The sequence below is a fragment of the Burkholderia sp. Ac-20345 genome (assembly GCF_017104825.1).
Taxonomy (GTDB): Bacteria; Pseudomonadota; Gammaproteobacteria; order Burkholderiales; family Burkholderiaceae; genus Burkholderia; species Burkholderia lata_B.
In genome coordinates this window covers 21,703-37,231 of the sequence record NZ_JAAGPO010000097.1, presented here as the reverse complement: position 1 = coordinate 37,231, position 15,529 = coordinate 21,703, and the positions used below count along the sequence as shown (strand labels likewise).

Here is a 15,529-nt window from a genome sequence, read left to right as displayed (position 1 = left end):
TCGCGGGTGTCAGCGGCACATAGCCGAGCTGGCGGACCGGCGAGCGGCCGCTGTCGAGGTCGAGCGTGTCCGCATAGCGGCGCCACTGCTCGGGCGTGATGCCCGGGACGAGGCTGAACGCGCCGCGCGCGCCTTCGAGCACGGCCACGCCGGATTGCAGCTCGTGGCGGAGCATCGCGGTCACGTGCGACGTGCGGCGTTCGAAACGCGTATGGACGGCGCCTTGCCACTGCTCGCGCACGAGCAGCGCGACGCCGAGCGACAGCACGGCGCCGGCGCACAGCGCAACGACGCCGGCCGCGAGCGGCTGGCGTAACATGGTCTGGAAGCGCGTGGGCCCTCGGGCGTCACGCGGCGGGGTTCCACTGGCGGTCATTCGATGGCCATTCTGTTGTCGGGGGCCACTCCGTGGCACCCGGAGCAGCGCAGCAAAACCGGGCAAAACTCGCACCGGCTGCATGCAACGTCTATTTTCAAGATGAAATTGTGCGCGATTTACACGGTTTTTGTAATGGGGTCACTAGAAATTGCGGCAACCGGCGTGGAGCAGCGGGCGCGCCAGCCGCGCTTGACGCGCATCAACGGGCGCGCCGGCACGTGGGGCAGACTGTTCGGCAGGCCACCCGGCACCGGGCCGGGTGGCGATAACGGGCCGTCGTCGCGCGACGCGCGATGCGTGCCCGGTCGGAGGGACGGACCATGTACAAGCGGATTTTCGTCGGGCTCGACGGTAGCCCGAGCGCGCGTCTCGCGCTGACCGAGGCGATCCGGATAGCGGCGGCATCCGGCGGCGAAGTCACCTGCGCGTATGTCGTCGAGCACCGGCCGCAGCTCGTCGACGTTGATGCGGGCTTCGCTGCCGCGCGCGATGGCGATGCGGTAGCGACCGATGCCGTGACACCGGTGCTCGACGATGCGAAGGCGGTGCTTGCGCAGGAGCATGTGCGAGGCACCGTGCGCGCGCTCGACGCATATGGCGAGGATGTCGCCACCGTGCTGATGCGCACTGCGGCCGAAGCAGACGCCGACCTGATCGTGATGGGCACGAGCGGGCGCCACGGCCTGCGCCGGCTGCTGCTCGGCAGCGTCGCCGAATCGCTGCTGCGCGCGGCCGACCGGCCCGTGCTGCTGGTGCGGCACAGCGAGCCTGGTGCCCCGGCGTCTGCGTGAAGCAAGCGGCATCGCACTGACGCACGGGCGGGAGCGGGTGGCGACTGTCTCGCGCATTCGCCGGATGATGGCCAGATGAAACGGAAGCGCACGACGCACGGCGCGTGAGTGCGGCTGTCGCTTCTGTCACATCGGCCGGGCGAGGGCGGCACGCCCGATGCACCCCGTGGGCGTAATCGCGTGTCGCGGTTGCATCCCGACACGCAGTTCTGGCAGCATCGACCGGTGTCCGCTTGTTCGCCGCGCGCATGGCCGCGGCGATCGACGCAGCAGCATCCGGCGGCATGCGGTCGCGTTCGCGATGAGCGAAGCGAGGCCGTACGCCGGGTGTCCGGTTCCTGACCTTACCGACGTCATCCGCCATGCCGATTTCCGCTACCGACCTGATTCGCCAGTTCGATCTTCAGCCGCATCCCGAAGGCGGCTATTTCCGCGAAACCTACCGTGCGACCGATTCGGTCGTGCGTCCGGCCGACGGCGCGCCACGCGCCGCGTCGACGGCGATCTACTACCTGTTGTGCGACGGCGCGTATTCGTCGTGGCACCGGATCCGTTCCGACGAGGTCTGGCATTTCTACGCGGGCGACCCGATCGAGGTGTGGGTGCTCGACGCGCGCGACGGGTTGACGATCCACCGGCTCGGCAACCCGCTCACGCATCCGGGTACCGTGTTCCAGACGGTCGTGCGGGCCGGGAGCTGGTTCGGCGCGCGCTGCGCGACGCCGGAGCACGTCGCGCTCGTCGGCTGCACGGTGGCGCCGGGCTTCGAGTTCGCGGAATTCGAACTGGCCGACGCGGCCGAGCTGGCCGCCACGTTTCCCGACTACGCGGAACACGTCGCCAAGCTCGCGCAGCGCACGGACATGTGACTGTCACGGCGGTGCAACCTTTGGCGCGAAGCCCGCGCCGATGGCGTGTGTTCCGCGCGAGCGCGGCCAAACCCGTTTAGAATGCCGTGATGCATCAGGTCGGCTGCGGACGTGCCGCGGCGGCCGTTGCCCAGCCGTACCGACAGCCCCCGTCGCGCGGCCGCATGTCTTCCAGGAGCGCCGCCGTGTGGCACTTTCCCATCGCTATTCCATCGTCGCTCGGCCCATGGGCCGTGTTCGCGAGCGTGTTGATCACGCAGCTCGGTGTGCCGGTGCCGGCCGTGCCGATGCTGATTCTCGGCGGCACGATGGCGGCAATGGGGCAGGCGTCCTGGGTCAGCATGTTCGCGGCGGCGATCGGCGCGACGATGCTGGCCGATTCGCTGTGGTTCTTCATGGGCCGCACGCGCGGCCGGCGCCTGCTGAACGGCCTCGTGCGCTTCTCGCTGTCGCTCGACACGACGCTGCGTTTCGCGCGTAACGTATTCGAAAGATACGGCGCGCCGCTGCTCGTGCTGTCGAAGTTCCTGCCGGGGCTCGGCCTCGTGTCGGCGCCGCTGCTCGGCACGACCGCGATCGGCGTCGGTGTGTTCCTGTTCTGGGATCTGGCCGGTGCGTCGCTGTGGGCCGCGTTCTGGCTGATCGGCGGTGCCGCCATTCACGACCAGATCGTCCAGTTCGTGCTGTGGGTGCGCGCGAGCGGCGGCACGATCCTCGATGCGTTCCTCGCGATCTTCATCACGTTCCTGCTGTACCGCTGGGTGCGTCGCGTGCAGTTCCGTCGCTACCTTGCACAGGTTCGCATCTCGCCGCCGCAACTGGTCGAGATGATGACGTCGGACGAGCCGCCGCTGATCTTCGACGCACGGCCGAAAGCGATCCGCGAGCGCGAACCGTACCGGATCGCCGGCGCGGTGCCGGTCGATCTCGATTCGCCGGATCTGCTTGACCCGGAAATGCTGAAACGGCCGATCGTCGTCTATTGCGTGTGCCCGAACGAGGCCACCGCGAAGCGCCTGATCGCGAAGATGCAGCGCAAGAAGATGCTTCACAATATCCGGGCGCTGAAAGGCGGCCTCGATGCGTGGGAAAAGCACGGCTATCCGGTTGAGCCGATGCCGGCCGATCTCGATGCGTCGCGTTATTTCGTGCGTCCTGAACACGGTGTGCTCGAAGGCGAATATACGGTGCGTGCGACGTTGTCGAAGTAAATCAGCGCGCGAGATACGTGCGCATTCGAATTCCACCACCGGTTTCACGCCCCGCGATTTTACGAAAATCGACTGGCGTGAAACCGCTGATCCTCCATATAATCCCGCCTGCATATTGCGTGCGCCTGATCGCGCACATTCGACGCGTGTTCGTTCGCGCCGAAAGCGATTGATCCCGTCGTCGTCCGTCACGCGCACAGCCGCGTCACACGGGCCGCACGGGCGTATTCCGTGAAAGGCCCGATCCGTTTTCCGGATTGTTCCGGAAAATACGGATAATCCGCGGCGATTCCAATCGGATTGACGCAGTATCCGTGTCGTTTCTAATTTAGAAAACGACAGCGGAGATTATTTCGTTTTCGGCATGCCGTGATTGGCATGAACGGTCGCGCATTGACATCGACAATGACGGCGGCCCGTTCGCGGCTGCCAGGAGACGGACTTGAAACAACCAGAAGACCAGTTGCATCGCGGGCTGGAAGAGCGGCACATCAACCTGATGGCGCTCGGCGCGACGATCGGCGTCGGCCTGTTCCTCGGCTCGGCCACCGCGATCCGCGTCGCCGGCCCGGCCATCCTGCTGACCTACCTGCTCGGCGGCATCGCAATTTTCCTGATCATGCGCGCACTCGGCGAGATGGCGATCGCCAATCCGGTCGCCGGCGCGTTCAGCCGCTACGCACGCGACTACCTCGGCCCGCTGGCTGGCTACCTGACCGGCTGGACTTACTGGTTCGTGTGGATCGTCACCTGCATGGCGGAAATCACGGCGGTCGGCGTCTACATGCACATGTGGTTCCCCGGCGTGCCGAACTGGATCTGGGCACTCGCGGCGCTCCTTGCGATGGGTTCGGTGAACTTCATCGCGGTCAAGCTGTACGGGGAATTCGAGTTCTGGTTCGCGCTGATCAAGATCGTCACGATCGTGCTGATGATCATCGGCGGCGGGTTGATGATCGCGTTCGGCATCGGCAACGGCGGTGTCGCGATCGGCCTGTCGAACCTGTGGGCGCACGGCGGTTTCATGCCGAACGGCATCAACGGCGTGATCGCCGCGTTGCCGATCGTGATGTTCGCGTATCTCGGCGTCGAGATGCTCGGCCTCACCGCCGGCGAGGCGCGCAACCCGGAGAAGTCGCTGACGAAGGCCGTGAACTCGGTGTTCTGGCGCGTGCTGATTTTCTACATCGGCGCGCTGTTCGTGATCATGTCGCTCTATCCGTGGGACCAGATCGGCACGCAGGGCAGCCCGTTCGTGATGACGTTCTCGCGGCTCGGCATCCCGGCCGCCGCTGGCATCATCAACTTCGTCGTGCTGACCGCGGCGCTGTCGTCGTGCAACAGCGGCCTGTTCAGCACCGCGCGGATGCTCTACAACCTCGCGCAGCAGGGCCAGGCGCCGAGCAAGCTCGGCAAGGTCAACCGCAACGGCGTGCCGGTGTACGGCGTGATCGTGTCGGTCGCGCTGCTGCTGATCGGCGTGCTGCTCAACTATCTGGCGCCGCAGCACGTGTTCACGTGGCTCACGTCGGTGTCGACGTTCGGTGCGATCTGGACGTGGTGCGTGATCCTGATCGCGCAGATGCGCTTTCGCCGCACGCTGTCGGCCGACAGGATCGCGCGCCTGCCGATCCGCGTGCCGTTCTATCCGCTCGGTTCGTTCGTTGCGCTCGGCTTTCTCGTGCTGGTCGTCGTGCTGATGGCGTTCACGCCCGATACGCGCGTCGCGCTCGTGATCGGGCCGGTGTGGATCGTGCTGCTCGGCATTTCGTATGCACTGTTCTACGCGAACCGTCCGGCGGCATCGGTGCCGACGAAGTCGTAAGCAGCACGGGCAGGGGCCCGCGCGACCCTTGATCGCGATCATGCGCGCGCGGGCCGGACGATCTATGCTGAACGAATCGATTGTCCGCGCTTCGCGTGGCAACGCACCGATCCCCGCGACCGCGGCGGCTGTCCGGCCGCCGCGCGCCGCTTCCGCGCGAAGCTCCCGTCGTCGTTCCGCGACGACGCGCACGCACGGAGACCTTCGCCATGCAGCCTGCCCAGCCCACCCCGACGCTTGCGCGGATCGCGCTGGCCGTCGATCCGACGCCCGAATCGCTGTCCGCCGCGCGCTACGCACGCACGCTGCTGCGTCCCGGCATGCGATTGCGCATCGTCTGCGCAATCGACAACCCGCGCCTCGTCTTGCCCGACATCCCGCGCATCGACGCGCTGCTGACGTCCGCGCGCGAGGACCTGATGCGCGAAGCGCAAGCCATCAACGAACGGATCGCGGCGCTGTTCGCCGATAGCGGCATCGAGGTCGAGCAGGCCGTCATCGATACGTCGGTAACCGGCGGCTCGGTGGCCGATGCATTGGTGAGCGATACGTCGGCATGGAACGCGGATGTGCTGATGGTCGGCGCGAATCCGCATCACGGGCTGCTGCGGCTCGTCGAAGGCGCGATGTCGGACACGCTGACGTCGCGCGCGCGCTGCGCGCTGCTGATCGTGCCGGCCGCCTATGCGCGGCCGGCGGGCGGCGGCCTGCAGCGGCTGATGTTCGCGGTCGACGGCAGCGAGCCGTCGCTGAACGCGGTGCGCGTCGGGCTCGGCTTCGCGGCGCCGACGACGTTGCTGTACGCGGCCTACGTGATCGATCGCGCGGTTCGTCTGACGGATATCGTGCCGGTGCGCGCGCTGGAGAATGCCTATCGCGCGGAGGGCGAGGAGGCACTCGCGAAGATCGGCCCGCTATTCCATGCGACAGGAAACCCGACCAAGCGCGGTGTCGTCGAAACCCGCCCGACCAGCGACGACGTGGCCCATGCGCTGATGCGCGACGCCGTGCACTGGCGTGCCGAATTGCTGGTGGTCGGTACACACGGCCGGCGCGGTATCGCCGCCTGGCTGATCGGCAGCGTCGCGCGCCGCGTTGCGCATCTCGCACAGGTGCCGGTGCTGCTCGTGCGCGGTACCGAATAAATCGCGCGGTGTCGCGATCGAAACAGGCTTGGCTTGACCTGCATCAGAAACGGTGCGAATCGTGCGTGAGACATTGACGGAACGTCCGGCACCGCGGTCGGTCTGTCGTGCATGTACCTCGCAGCCACGCAGCAATGCGCGTGTCAAAGGCTGCGATCGACGGTGCATTCAGCCGTCACATCAATTTCCGGAGCCGCAACGTGCAATGCACGGCGCGTCATCCGACCGAGAACTCTCTGGCACGAGGGTAGGCAGCCAACGGCTGCCTTGGAGGACGGACGGGGTGCAAGTCACCCCGTCCGCTTTCCTCGTTCGTGTTGTAGTTGGCCCCGTCTGGATTGCTTTCCCCGCAGGAATCGTTGTCATTGCGGCCGTGTGGAACGGCGCGTCATGATGCGTGATGGCGCGCGGTGGCGCCGATGCGGATCGGCGATGGTCTCGGCATGCGCTCCGCCGCCATACAGGCACGGCGTTGCGGCAGGCGCTGCCGACGTCGCGCGGTGCGCAGCCGTTGCATGGCCCCGTGCCGTGCAACGGCTGCTTGAACGCTCAGGTGGTGCGAAGCATCGACCGCAAGTCGTGCCGTCGGCCCGCGCCGCGGCACACCCGCGGGTGCTGGCGCGCGACATGCAGCGGCGCGCACGCGCTGCACGTGCGGTTGCGCAGGCGGTTGGCATGCGGCCAGCCGGGGCGCGCCTTGCGGCGTGGCTCGGCAACGGCCGGCACGTCGGGTGCGGCCCGCGCGCACAGTGCCGCGGCGAACCGTTGCAACGCGAGCACCGAGCCCGCGACGCTCTGGTATTTTTCGCGGCCGATCTGCCCGTCGAGCGTGACGAGCAACCCGGCTTCGCGAGCGAGCGCAAGCAAGGTGTCGATATTGTCGGACGGACGGTTGCCGTCCGACACGGCCTTGGCCGGCAGGGCGCGCGCGTTGCCCGACGCGCGCCGCTGGCCGTCCCGGCCCGGTAAGTTGCGAAGTGCCATGATTGGTCTCCTGCGCCAGGCCCCGCATGCCGGCTCGACGGCCGCCTGAGCGATGACCTGTATGAACGTTTCGTCCATGTCACCAGTATCGTGTCGCGCCAGTGCGCTGCCAAGCAGCGCGCGCTGAAGTCGCTGTCAGGTATTGCGCGGCCCGTATCGGAATCCGCTGACACGCATCGCGACCGATCGGCCGTTCCGGCGACGATCCGCCCCGTTCGTTCCGACGAATGGGCAGCGGGTGGGGGACGTCGCTTGACGCATGATTTCGGCCGGTCTAAGTTGCCCTTTGCATCGGCGCCGGGCAGCGTTCCATCGTTCGCCCGTCAGCCGGTGCCGCGCCCCGGGGTGGCGTGGCAGGGCTTCCAGTCTCGTTCGCGGGCAGTTTGCGCCGCGGATATTGCGCGGCCGGTTCGGGGACGGATCGGCACGGCGGCATGCAACGTGCCGTTGATCGCGCGCAAACACGCGCCGGCGCATCGCACGCCGCGCGGCCGTTCAGTCATTAAGCTTCCGGTACCTTCTTCTTTTCGTTCCTCGACTGTCAGGAGTCCGTCGATGTCCAAGGACAATTTGCTCGATTCACTCAAGGAAGCCGCCAAACAGCGCGCGATTGGTTCGGATCAGTTGCGTGCGATGCTCGACGACGAAGTGCGCGTGTTGTCGTCCGACGCGCGAGTGCACGACTACATCCACGTGTTCGCGATCCGGCATCTGCGCGAACGGATGCGCCAGCAGGACGATCTCGACAGCGACACGCGGGCCGATGCGCCGTCCGCGGAAGCCGATCCGCGTCCGAGTCATCGCCTGTGACGGACGAGCGCCGCGGCTGACGCCGCGGACGTGACACGATCCGTCGCCGGGCCAGGGCCGGTTCCTGATCGACATGGATGCATCCGTCGACAGCGAGCCGGCCCGTTCCCACTCCCTTTTGATCGCCGTGCCCAGGATCGCCGGTAGCGTCGTTGCGTCCGGCGGCGACGTGCACGGCAATCCTGACGATTTCCTGACAACCGGCGTTGTCTTTTGTCATACGTTTCACTGAATTGTCACAGCGGCCTCAAGTAAGCGGCGCGATTGCCGTTTACCCGGTGAATTCGTCCACCGGGCGTTCGCGCTCCCTTACCGAGTCGTTGCCATGTTCTCGTCCATCCGCGCCCGCATCCTCGCCGCGTGCGTTGCCATCGTCGTCTTCGCGCTCGTCGCCACCACGCTCATCAACTACTTCATCGCGCGCTCGTACAACGACGATGCGATCGACCGCAACCTGACCTCCGTCGCCAGCGGCCACGTGGTCGGGATCGCCGACTGGGTCGCCACCCGGAGCCGGATGATCGCGTCGCTGCAGGATGCCGCGCTGGCGCCCGATCCGCTGCCGGTGTTCAAGCAGATGGCCACGGCCGGCGGTTTCACGAACGTCTACGCGGGCTACGCCGATAAGGCGTTCCACTTCTCCGACCCGACCGGCATTCCGCCCGACTACGATCCGACCGGCCGCCCGTGGTACAAGCAGGCCGCGCAGGCCGGCAAGCCGGTCGTCACGCCGCCTTACGTCGACGCCGGCACGGGCAACCTCGTCGTCACGTTCGCGGTGCCGATTGTGCGCGACGGCGCGGTGAAGGGCGTCGTCGCAGCGGACGTCTCGATGGACACCGTGATCGCGAACGTGAAGACGATCCACCCGACGCCCGCGAGCTTCGGGATGTTGATCGACAGCAGCGGCCACGTGGTTGCACACCCGGACGCGAAGCTCACGCTGAAGCCGGTCACCGACGTATCGCCCGAACTCGGTGCGACGAACGGCGCGACGATCGCGGCCGCGACCGCGCCCGTCGAGGTGAGTGTCGGCGGCGACGCCAAGCTGGTGCGCGCGCGCCCCGTGCCGGGCACCGACTGGTACGCGCTGGTGCTGCTCGACAAGAACGAGGCGACGGCCGGGATGCGCTCGCTGCTGACCGCTTCGCTGATCACGCTGCTCGTGATCGTCGGTGTTGCATCGCTGATCATCGGCGCGATCACCGCGACGGCGTTCCGCCGCCTGTCGCAAGTGCGCCAGGCCATGGCCGCGATCGGCTCGGGCGCCGGCGACCTGACGCAGCGCCTGCCGGCCGACGGCAGTGACGAAGTGGCCGACATCGCCCGCTCGTTCAACAGCTTCGTCGACAAGCTGAACGACGTGATGCGTCAGATCCGCGATGCGAGCGAATCGGTGCGCACGGCCGCGAACGAGATCGCGGCGGGCAACCAGGACCTGTCGTCGCGCACCGAATCGGCGGCGGCGAGCCTCGAGGAAACGGCCGCATCGATGGAAGAGATCACCGCGACGGTCGGCCAGTCGGCGGCCGCCGCGGGCCAGGCCGACGAACGTGCCGCGGCTGCATCGCGGATCGCGTCGCATGGCGGCGTGGTCGTGTCGGACGTCGTCGCGACGATGGAGAAGATCGAGGAAGCATCGGGCCGGATCGGCGACATCATCGGCGTGATCGACGGGATCGCGTTCCAGACCAACATCCTCGCGCTGAACGCGGCTGTCGAAGCGGCGCGCGCGGGCGAGCAGGGCCGCGGTTTCGCGGTCGTCGCGCAGGAAGTGCGCAGCCTCGCGCAACGCAGCGCGCAGGCCGCGCGCGAAGTGAAGGTGCTGGTCGAATCGACGGTCGCGAGCGTGTCGGCCGGGTCCGGGCAGGTGCGTCAGGCCGGCGACACGATGCGCGAGATCGTCTCCAACGTGTCGAATGTGACGACCATCATCTCCGAGATCACGCACGCGGCGAACGAGCAGACGCGCGGCATCCAGGAAGTGAATCGCGCGGTCACGCAGCTCGACGAAATGGTGCAGCAGAACGCGGCGCTCGTCGAACAGTCGACCGCCGCCGCGACTGCGCTGCAATCGCAGGCGAACGCACTGGCGACCACGGTCGGGCGGTTCAAGGTCGCATGACGCGGCTTGCGGGAAACACGGCCGCGCCGCTCAGGAGCGGCCGTTGTCGCGCATCAGCGCGAGCCGGTTGTAGAGCGTTTTCAGGCTGATCCCGAGCGCTTTCGCCGCGCGCGGCTTGTTGCCGTCGAAGTGGTGCAGCGTCGCCGCGATGAAGCGCTGCTGCGCATGGTGCAAGGTCGCGCCGAGCGGCAGCGCCATCGTGTTCTCCGACAGGCGCTCGGGCCGCACTGCCGGCTTCGGCAGCGTGACGTCGATACCCTCGTCCGCCAGGATGTACGCGCGCTCGATCGTGTTGTGCAGCTCGCGCACGTTGCCGGGCCACGAATACGCGCGCAGCGCAGCGATCGCCGCGTCGGTCAGCCGCTTGTGCGCATGGTGCCGCGCGTTGAGCGCGTCGACGAACTCCAGCGCGATCGTCTCGATGTCGCTGTCGCGCTGGCGCAGCGGCGGCACGTACAGCGCAAACGCGGCGAGGCGGTAAAACAGGTCCTCGCGCAGCCGGCCGTCGCGCACGGCTTCAGCCGGGTTGTGTCGCGTGGCCGACACGATCCGCACGTCGAGCGGAATCGGCTCGGTGCCGCCCACCCGCACGATCACATTCGATTCGATCGCCCGCAGCAGCTTCACCTGCAGCGGCGCGGGCATTTCCGCGATCTCGTCCAGCAGCAGCGTGCCGCCGCGTGCGGCTTCGAAGAAGCCTTCCCGCTGCGCGATCGCGCCGGTGAAGCTGCCTTTCTCGTGCCCGAACAATTGCGATTCCGCGATATCGGGCGGAATCGCACCGCAGTTCAGGGGGACGAACGGGCCATCCCGCCGGGCACTGAGATCGTGCAGCCGGCGCGCGACGATATCCTTGCCGACCCCGCTTTCGCCGGCAATCATCACGCTGGCGTGGGTCGGCGCAATTTTCTCGATGCGGCCGAGCAGCATGCGCATCGCGGAGGACCGGCCGGACAACCGGCGGCTGTCTGCACGTTGCTTCGACCGGTTTGCGGTTTCTCCCATCGGCATTAATCGGAATTGGCGAGCCGTTTTGAAAATCGGCATCGCGCGTTCCGTTGATTGCAATATTTATCATCGACAGCGAAACGACCGTGAAGGTGCCGCAAAATAGAAAATTCCAATGTGCACGGCGGGGGCAGAAGAAACAGCCCATCGATTCCTGACACGAATCGCGGCATTTCTGGGCCATCCAGGGTCGTATTGGTGCTTTTTTACATCATTCCGATGAAAAAGCCGGTTGCGGCCATGGTGCGTTGATGGCGCCCGCGATACCTACCGGCACCCGACCGGCCGTGGCGCGGCGGAAAGCCGGCGGGCGCACCATCCAGCCGGCAGTTGTCCGCATCGGGCATGGCGCTTGCTGATGCCACCATACTCGCCCGGCACGCTCGACGGCAGGCCGGAGGGTCGACCAGCGGCATGACGCCGTGCGACCAGAGCCGGCGCGAGGCAAGGATGCAATGAGGACCCTGACCCGTGAGCTGTTACGGCAGGGTGCATGGATCGTGCTGGCCGTCGGGCTGGCGTCCGCGCTGCAGGCGTGGGCGGTTCGGGTCATCGGCGAGCACGCGTCATTTGCGCCGCTGCCTTTCTATGCAGGCGTTGCGGCTGCCGCATGGCTGACGTCGTTCGGCGGCGGTCTCGTTGCAGCCGCCTCGAGCGTGGCCGTCATCGGTGCGCTCTGGTGGCGCGATGCGCCGCTGGCCACGCTGCTCGCGCAGGCCGGCGCATTCGTCGCGATCAGCTTCGTCGAGTGCGTGATCGTGATGGCCGTGAAGCCGCTGCTCGCGAACCATCGTCTGCGCGAACCCCATGACGACGGCGATGGTGCCGTTCGCCCGGCGCATCGCGAGCCGACACCTGACGCACATCTGCCTGTCCGAGACGACGTCCTGCTGCGCCGTGTGGTCGACGCTTCGCCCGATGCGATCGTCGGCGTCGACGCCGCACGCCGGATCATGAGCTGGAACCCGGCCGCGCGACGAATCTTCGGCATCGACGCGGCGCAGGCCGCCGGCTGCGATATCGCCGCGATGATCGCGCCGCGCTGGTTGCGGCGGCATCCGTTGCCTGCGTCGTTCGCGGAGCTGTGCGCGCCCGTCGGTCCGCTCGACGTGCTGTGCGTGCGGCGCGATGGCAGCCGTTTTCGTGCGACCTTCGCCGCGTCGCCGATCGTCGATGCGCAGGGCAACTGCACGGGCCTGTCGATGACGCTGCGCGACGCGCACGAACGGCGCCGCGGCGAGCGGCGCAACATGCGCTCGCTGCGCGGCGCGCGCGACGCACGTGCCCAGGCGGACACGTCGAACCGGCTGAAGGACGAGCTGCTGGCCACGGTGTCGCACGAACTGCGCACGCCGCTGAACGTGATCTACGGATGGGTCGAGGTGCTGCGCAACGCGGACGGTCAGGGGCTCGCCCAACAGGCGGTCGACGCGATCGATCGCAGCGCGCGGTCGCTGTCGCACATGGTCGCCGACCTGCTCGACGCATCGGCGCTTGCGACGGGCCGGTTGCGTCTCGAGCGGGTGCCGGTCGATCTCGTGCGAGTCGTGCGCGATGCCACGCGTGAACTCGAAGCGACGGCGCAGGCGCACGGGCTCGAACTGTCGACCGCGTACGAGATGCCGACCTGCGTGATTCCTGCGGACCGCGAGCGCGTGCGCCAGGTCCTGTCGAACCTGTTGTCGAATGCGATCAAGTTCACGCCACCGGGCGGCCGCATCGTCGTGTCGCTGGCCCGTGCGGGCGAGCGCGTGCGGCTGTCGGTCGCCGATACCGGGCAGGGCATTGCGCCGGAATACCTGCCGCACCTGTTCGAGACGTTCAGCCGGCCCGAACGCGCATTCACGTCGCCGAAGCGCGGCCTCGGACTCGGCCTGTCGATCGTGCGCAACATCGCGCAACTGCATGGCGGCGATGTCGTCGCGACGAGCGCCGGCACCGGACGCGGGATGACCGTCACGGTCACGCTGCCGGCCGGCTGGGACGTCGACGATCCGGCCGAGAGCCTGCTGCACGCGGCGGGCGCGGCCGACACGGTGGCGCTCGACGGCCAGCGCGTGCTCGTCGTCGACGACGACGCGACATCGCGCGCGAGCCTCGCCGCGGCACTCGAAACGATGGGCGCGCAGGTGTCGACTGCGCAATCGGGGCACGACGCGCTCGACGTGCTGGAACGGCAGGCGCCGAGCGTCGTGCTGTCGGATCTCGCGATGCCGGACGGCGACGGCTTCTGGCTGCTCGATCGCATCCGCCATTTGCCGGGCGGCAGCGCGCATCTGCCCGTTGTCGCGGTCACGGCACACGCCGGCAACGCCGACCGGCACCGCGCGATGGCCGCGGGCTTCGACGCGTATCTACGCAAGCCGGTGGACATGCCGACGCTGGCGAGCGTGATCGCCGACGTCGCGCCGGACGTTGCGCACGATCGGAAACCACGCGGGCGGTAGGCGCCGGCGCGGCTGCTCGCCCGGTCATCCACGAGGCAAGGAGGCGCGATGGATGCAATGGCATGCACAACGGCACGAGCGGCAGGCACGCTTGCCTGATGCGCGTGCCGTCGGTCGTGTCGACGGCGATCCGCGTCGTGCACAACATTGACGGCGTGAGCGGCGTGCACTACAGGCTGCAGATCCGCCGCGAGTAGCGTGATGCACGGGCAGGCACCGGCCCGCTCCGTCGCGACACACGGAGGTCCGGATGAAAACGAATCGAACCCGCCGACCGGCGGCAATCGTGCTCGCCGCGACCGTCGGCGCATTCGCCGCCGCGCTCCCGCATTCACAGGCGGCACCCGCTTCGTCAGCGCAGGTCGCGCCGGGCGTCATCCGCCCCGGCACGACCGCCGACGAGGCCGGCATGACGCAGCGGCCGACCGGTATCGATGTCGAGTTCGTCGACAAGGCCGGCATGATCGGCAAGGTGGAGCGGCAGGCCAGTCAGCTCGCGCTCGACCGCTCGTCGAACCCGAATGTGAAGGCGTTCGCGCGCCGGATGGTCGACGATCACGGACGGATCGCCGGCGAATTGCGCCGGCTCGGCGCGGCCAAGGGCGTACCGGTCCAGTCGCGGATGCTCGTCGATCCGGCCGTGACCGCGTTGCGAACCAAAGAAGGCCATGTGTTCGACACGGCTTATGTCGAGGTGGCCGGCCCGCGCGCGCACGAGGCGGCGATCCGGCTTTACGAAGCCGAGGCGCGGAACGGCCGCGATCCGCAGCTTCGCGCGTTCGCGGCCAACGCGTTGCCGATGCTGAACGCGCATCTGGCCGCCGCCCGGCAACTCGCGCAGACGGTGGCGGCCGCGCACTGAGTGAGCGGTGCTCACGTGACGGAGAAATTTGCCAGCCCGCTTGTACATCTTCCACGGCGGCAGCCGCGAACGGGCGGGGCAGGACGTCAGTGGCCGATGCCCGTCATCGCGACGATCGCGAGCACCACCGCGCTTTCGATTGCAGCCAGCGCGGCGACACCGGCGGCGCCGCTGATTTCATGCCATCTGCGTTCAAGGCGTTTCATCAGATCAACTCCGGATTGCTCCGGCGCGCCGCTGCGCCGCCGCGCAGCGCGAGCCGGGTGCCGCCGTCAGCCGTGATCGGGGGGCGGGGAAGGGACGTGCGGCGAGCGGCGTTCGTGCTCGCCGGACGGCTTGGCAGGATCGATACGGGTCGCGCCGCCAACGGCGGGCGGGTCGCTGGCCGGAAACGTCTCCTCGAGTCCCTCGTCGATGCGCTCCTCCGTCTTGTCTTCCGACGGCGGGCGCGACGTGGCGAGCCAGAGCAGTCCGGCAGCCGGTGACACGGCGTCGTGGCGGCCGGTGGCGTGAACGGTCATGGTCGAACCTCCTTGGTCATGGATGTGGGCGCAAGCGCCATGCCTGCGCGCTCACGACGGCGCGACGCTTGCACGTCGGCGAACCCGCACGGGGCGCGGCGCAGCATCGCGCGCCGTCGGCGTGGACGAGAGGACATCGTGATGAATGCATTCACAGAAAGGATACGTTACGACGCGAACGTATGCGGCGGCGATTTCTCCCATGTGCGCGAGCGTTTCGACACGTGGAAGCGCGAATCGCGCGGCCATCGGCCCGAGCAGCGCATGTTCGACGGCAAGGACGACGTACGCGAACTGAACGACACCGTCTACGACGCCCGAGCGCGCAGCAGGCGCTCGTCGCGGAATGCGCGCCGTCCGACCGGTTCGCGCTCGCGGTACGGCTGGCCGCGGAGGGGGCACGATGCGGCTGGTGATGGCCGCCTATGACGACTGAGCGCATGGCAGCGTCCGACCAGAGCCGACAACAAGGTGACGCGGCGGTGCGGCGGCGGGCACGCCGCTTGCGCATGGTTGCAGCGCTATCGAGATGCGCGCGCCGTCGCGCAGGAG

Annotated in this window: 13 protein-coding genes and 3 pseudogenes; 12 read left to right on the top strand and 4 right to left on the bottom strand. The window is 67.9% G+C overall.

Translation table 11 applies throughout. The annotated features are described in order from the left end of the window. Positions 1 to 376 (bottom strand): annotated as a pseudogene (locus G3O06_RS28810) (hypothetical protein); the annotation flags it as partial. Between the two features lie 323 nt (positions 377 to 699). On the opposite strand from G3O06_RS28810, the gene G3O06_RS28805 reads away from it, so the two are divergent. The 5 genes from G3O06_RS28805 (at position 700) to G3O06_RS28785 (ending at position 6,220) form a co-directional block, all read left to right on the top strand. Further along, positions 700 to 1,170, top strand: a complete 471-nt coding sequence (locus G3O06_RS28805; protein WP_174913851.1) for a universal stress protein — start codon at positions 700 to 702, stop codon at positions 1,168 to 1,170. Between the two features lie 362 nt (positions 1,171 to 1,532). Continuing rightward, a complete protein-coding gene (locus G3O06_RS28800; RefSeq protein ID WP_205818270.1) occupies positions 1,533 to 2,039 on the top strand; it encodes a cupin domain-containing protein in 507 nt (168 codons plus the stop codon). Positions 2,040 to 2,224: 185 nt separating this feature from the next. After that, the gene (locus G3O06_RS28795; RefSeq protein WP_205818269.1) at positions 2,225 to 3,250 is read left to right on the top strand and encodes a DedA family protein/thiosulfate sulfurtransferase GlpE; all 1,026 of its coding nucleotides are present in this window, start codon (positions 2,225 to 2,227) and stop codon (positions 3,248 to 3,250) included. Positions 3,251 to 3,692: 442 nt separating this feature from the next. After that, on the top strand, positions 3,693 to 5,075 hold the full coding sequence (locus tag G3O06_RS28790) for an amino acid permease (protein ID WP_174913860.1): 1,383 nt from the start codon (positions 3,693 to 3,695) through the stop codon (positions 5,073 to 5,075). Between the two features lie 209 nt (positions 5,076 to 5,284). After that, on the top strand, positions 5,285 to 6,220 hold the full coding sequence (locus G3O06_RS28785; protein WP_205818268.1) for a universal stress protein: 936 nt from the start codon (positions 5,285 to 5,287) through the stop codon (positions 6,218 to 6,220). A gap of 549 nt (positions 6,221 to 6,769) precedes the next feature. Here G3O06_RS28785 and G3O06_RS28780 read toward each other — a convergent pair. Then, positions 6,770 to 7,204: a hypothetical protein gene (locus tag G3O06_RS28780; RefSeq protein ID WP_205818271.1), complete on the bottom strand. Its 435-nt coding sequence runs from the start codon at positions 7,202 to 7,204 to the stop codon at positions 6,770 to 6,772. Between the two features lie 555 nt (positions 7,205 to 7,759). Between G3O06_RS28780 and G3O06_RS28775 the strand changes: the two genes are divergently transcribed. The 3 genes from G3O06_RS28775 to G3O06_RS28765 all read left to right on the top strand — a co-directional run bounded on the left by G3O06_RS28775 (position 7,760) and on the right by G3O06_RS28765 (position 10,139). Further along, positions 7,760 to 8,014 (top strand): DUF3562 domain-containing protein, encoded by a 255-nt coding sequence (locus G3O06_RS28775; protein ID WP_174913865.1) that lies wholly within the window; start codon positions 7,760 to 7,762, stop codon positions 8,012 to 8,014. Positions 8,015 to 8,087: 73 nt separating this feature from the next. Further along, positions 8,088 to 8,246, top strand: coding sequence for a hypothetical protein (locus G3O06_RS28770; RefSeq protein WP_205818267.1), 159 nt, complete (start codon positions 8,088 to 8,090; stop codon positions 8,244 to 8,246). A 93-nt stretch (positions 8,247 to 8,339) separates the two neighbouring features. Further along, entirely contained in the window at positions 8,340 to 10,139 is a 1,800-nt protein-coding gene (locus tag G3O06_RS28765) for a methyl-accepting chemotaxis protein (protein WP_174982828.1), read from the top strand. 30 nt (positions 10,140 to 10,169) lie between these two features. Here G3O06_RS28765 and G3O06_RS28760 read toward each other — a convergent pair. Further along, a pseudogene (locus G3O06_RS28760) lies at positions 10,170 to 11,217 on the bottom strand (sigma-54 dependent transcriptional regulator). A 385-nt stretch (positions 11,218 to 11,602) separates the two neighbouring features. Here G3O06_RS28760 and G3O06_RS28755 point away from each other — a divergent pair. The 3 genes from G3O06_RS28755 (at position 11,603) to G3O06_RS28750 (ending at position 14,456) form a co-directional block, all read left to right on the top strand. Further along, a complete protein-coding gene (locus G3O06_RS28755) occupies positions 11,603 to 13,594 on the top strand; it encodes an ATP-binding protein (protein WP_205818266.1) in 1,992 nt (663 codons plus the stop codon). A gap of 62 nt (positions 13,595 to 13,656) precedes the next feature. Next, positions 13,657 to 13,791, top strand: a complete 135-nt coding sequence (locus G3O06_RS49820; protein ID WP_277403758.1) for a hypothetical protein — start codon at positions 13,657 to 13,659, stop codon at positions 13,789 to 13,791. Between the two features lie 53 nt (positions 13,792 to 13,844). Next, the gene (locus G3O06_RS28750; protein ID WP_205818265.1) at positions 13,845 to 14,456 is read left to right on the top strand and encodes a DUF4142 domain-containing protein; all 612 of its coding nucleotides are present in this window, start codon (positions 13,845 to 13,847) and stop codon (positions 14,454 to 14,456) included. 272 nt (positions 14,457 to 14,728) lie between these two features. Here the strand turns inward: G3O06_RS28750 and G3O06_RS28745 are convergent, their stop codons facing one another. Then, entirely contained in the window at positions 14,729 to 14,977 is a 249-nt protein-coding gene (locus tag G3O06_RS28745) for a hypothetical protein (RefSeq protein ID WP_174969949.1), read from the bottom strand. A gap of 141 nt (positions 14,978 to 15,118) precedes the next feature. Here G3O06_RS28745 and G3O06_RS28740 point away from each other — a divergent pair. Next, positions 15,119 to 15,413 (top strand): annotated as a pseudogene (locus tag G3O06_RS28740) (hypothetical protein). Positions 15,414 to 15,529: the final 116 nt, after the last annotated feature.

What these genes read in the sequence shown, in the direction of transcription:
- G3O06_RS28805 (WP_174913851.1), top strand. Translation starts at nt 700, where the DNA reads ATGTACAAGCGGATTTTCGTCGGGCTCGACGGTAGCCCGAGCGCGCGT.
- G3O06_RS28800 (WP_205818270.1), top strand. Translation starts at nt 1,533, where the DNA reads ATGCCGATTTCCGCTACCGACCTGATTCGCCAGTTCGATCTTCAGCCG.
- G3O06_RS28785 (WP_205818268.1), top strand. Translation starts at nt 5,285, where the DNA reads ATGCAGCCTGCCCAGCCCACCCCGACGCTTGCGCGGATCGCGCTGGCC.
- G3O06_RS28780 (WP_205818271.1), bottom strand. Translation starts at nt 7,204, where the DNA reads ATGGCACTTCGCAACTTACCGGGCCGGGACGGCCAGCGGCGCGCGTCG.
- G3O06_RS28775 (WP_174913865.1), top strand. Translation starts at nt 7,760, where the DNA reads ATGTCCAAGGACAATTTGCTCGATTCACTCAAGGAAGCCGCCAAACAG.
- G3O06_RS28770 (WP_205818267.1), top strand. Translation starts at nt 8,088, where the DNA reads ATGGATGCATCCGTCGACAGCGAGCCGGCCCGTTCCCACTCCCTTTTG.
- G3O06_RS28765 (WP_174982828.1), top strand. Translation starts at nt 8,340, where the DNA reads ATGTTCTCGTCCATCCGCGCCCGCATCCTCGCCGCGTGCGTTGCCATC.
- G3O06_RS28755 (WP_205818266.1), top strand. Translation starts at nt 11,603, where the DNA reads ATGAGGACCCTGACCCGTGAGCTGTTACGGCAGGGTGCATGGATCGTG.
- G3O06_RS49820 (WP_277403758.1), top strand. Translation starts at nt 13,657, where the DNA reads ATGCACAACGGCACGAGCGGCAGGCACGCTTGCCTGATGCGCGTGCCG.
- G3O06_RS28750 (WP_205818265.1), top strand. Translation starts at nt 13,845, where the DNA reads ATGAAAACGAATCGAACCCGCCGACCGGCGGCAATCGTGCTCGCCGCG.
- G3O06_RS28745 (WP_174969949.1), bottom strand. Translation starts at nt 14,977, where the DNA reads ATGACCGTTCACGCCACCGGCCGCCACGACGCCGTGTCACCGGCTGCC.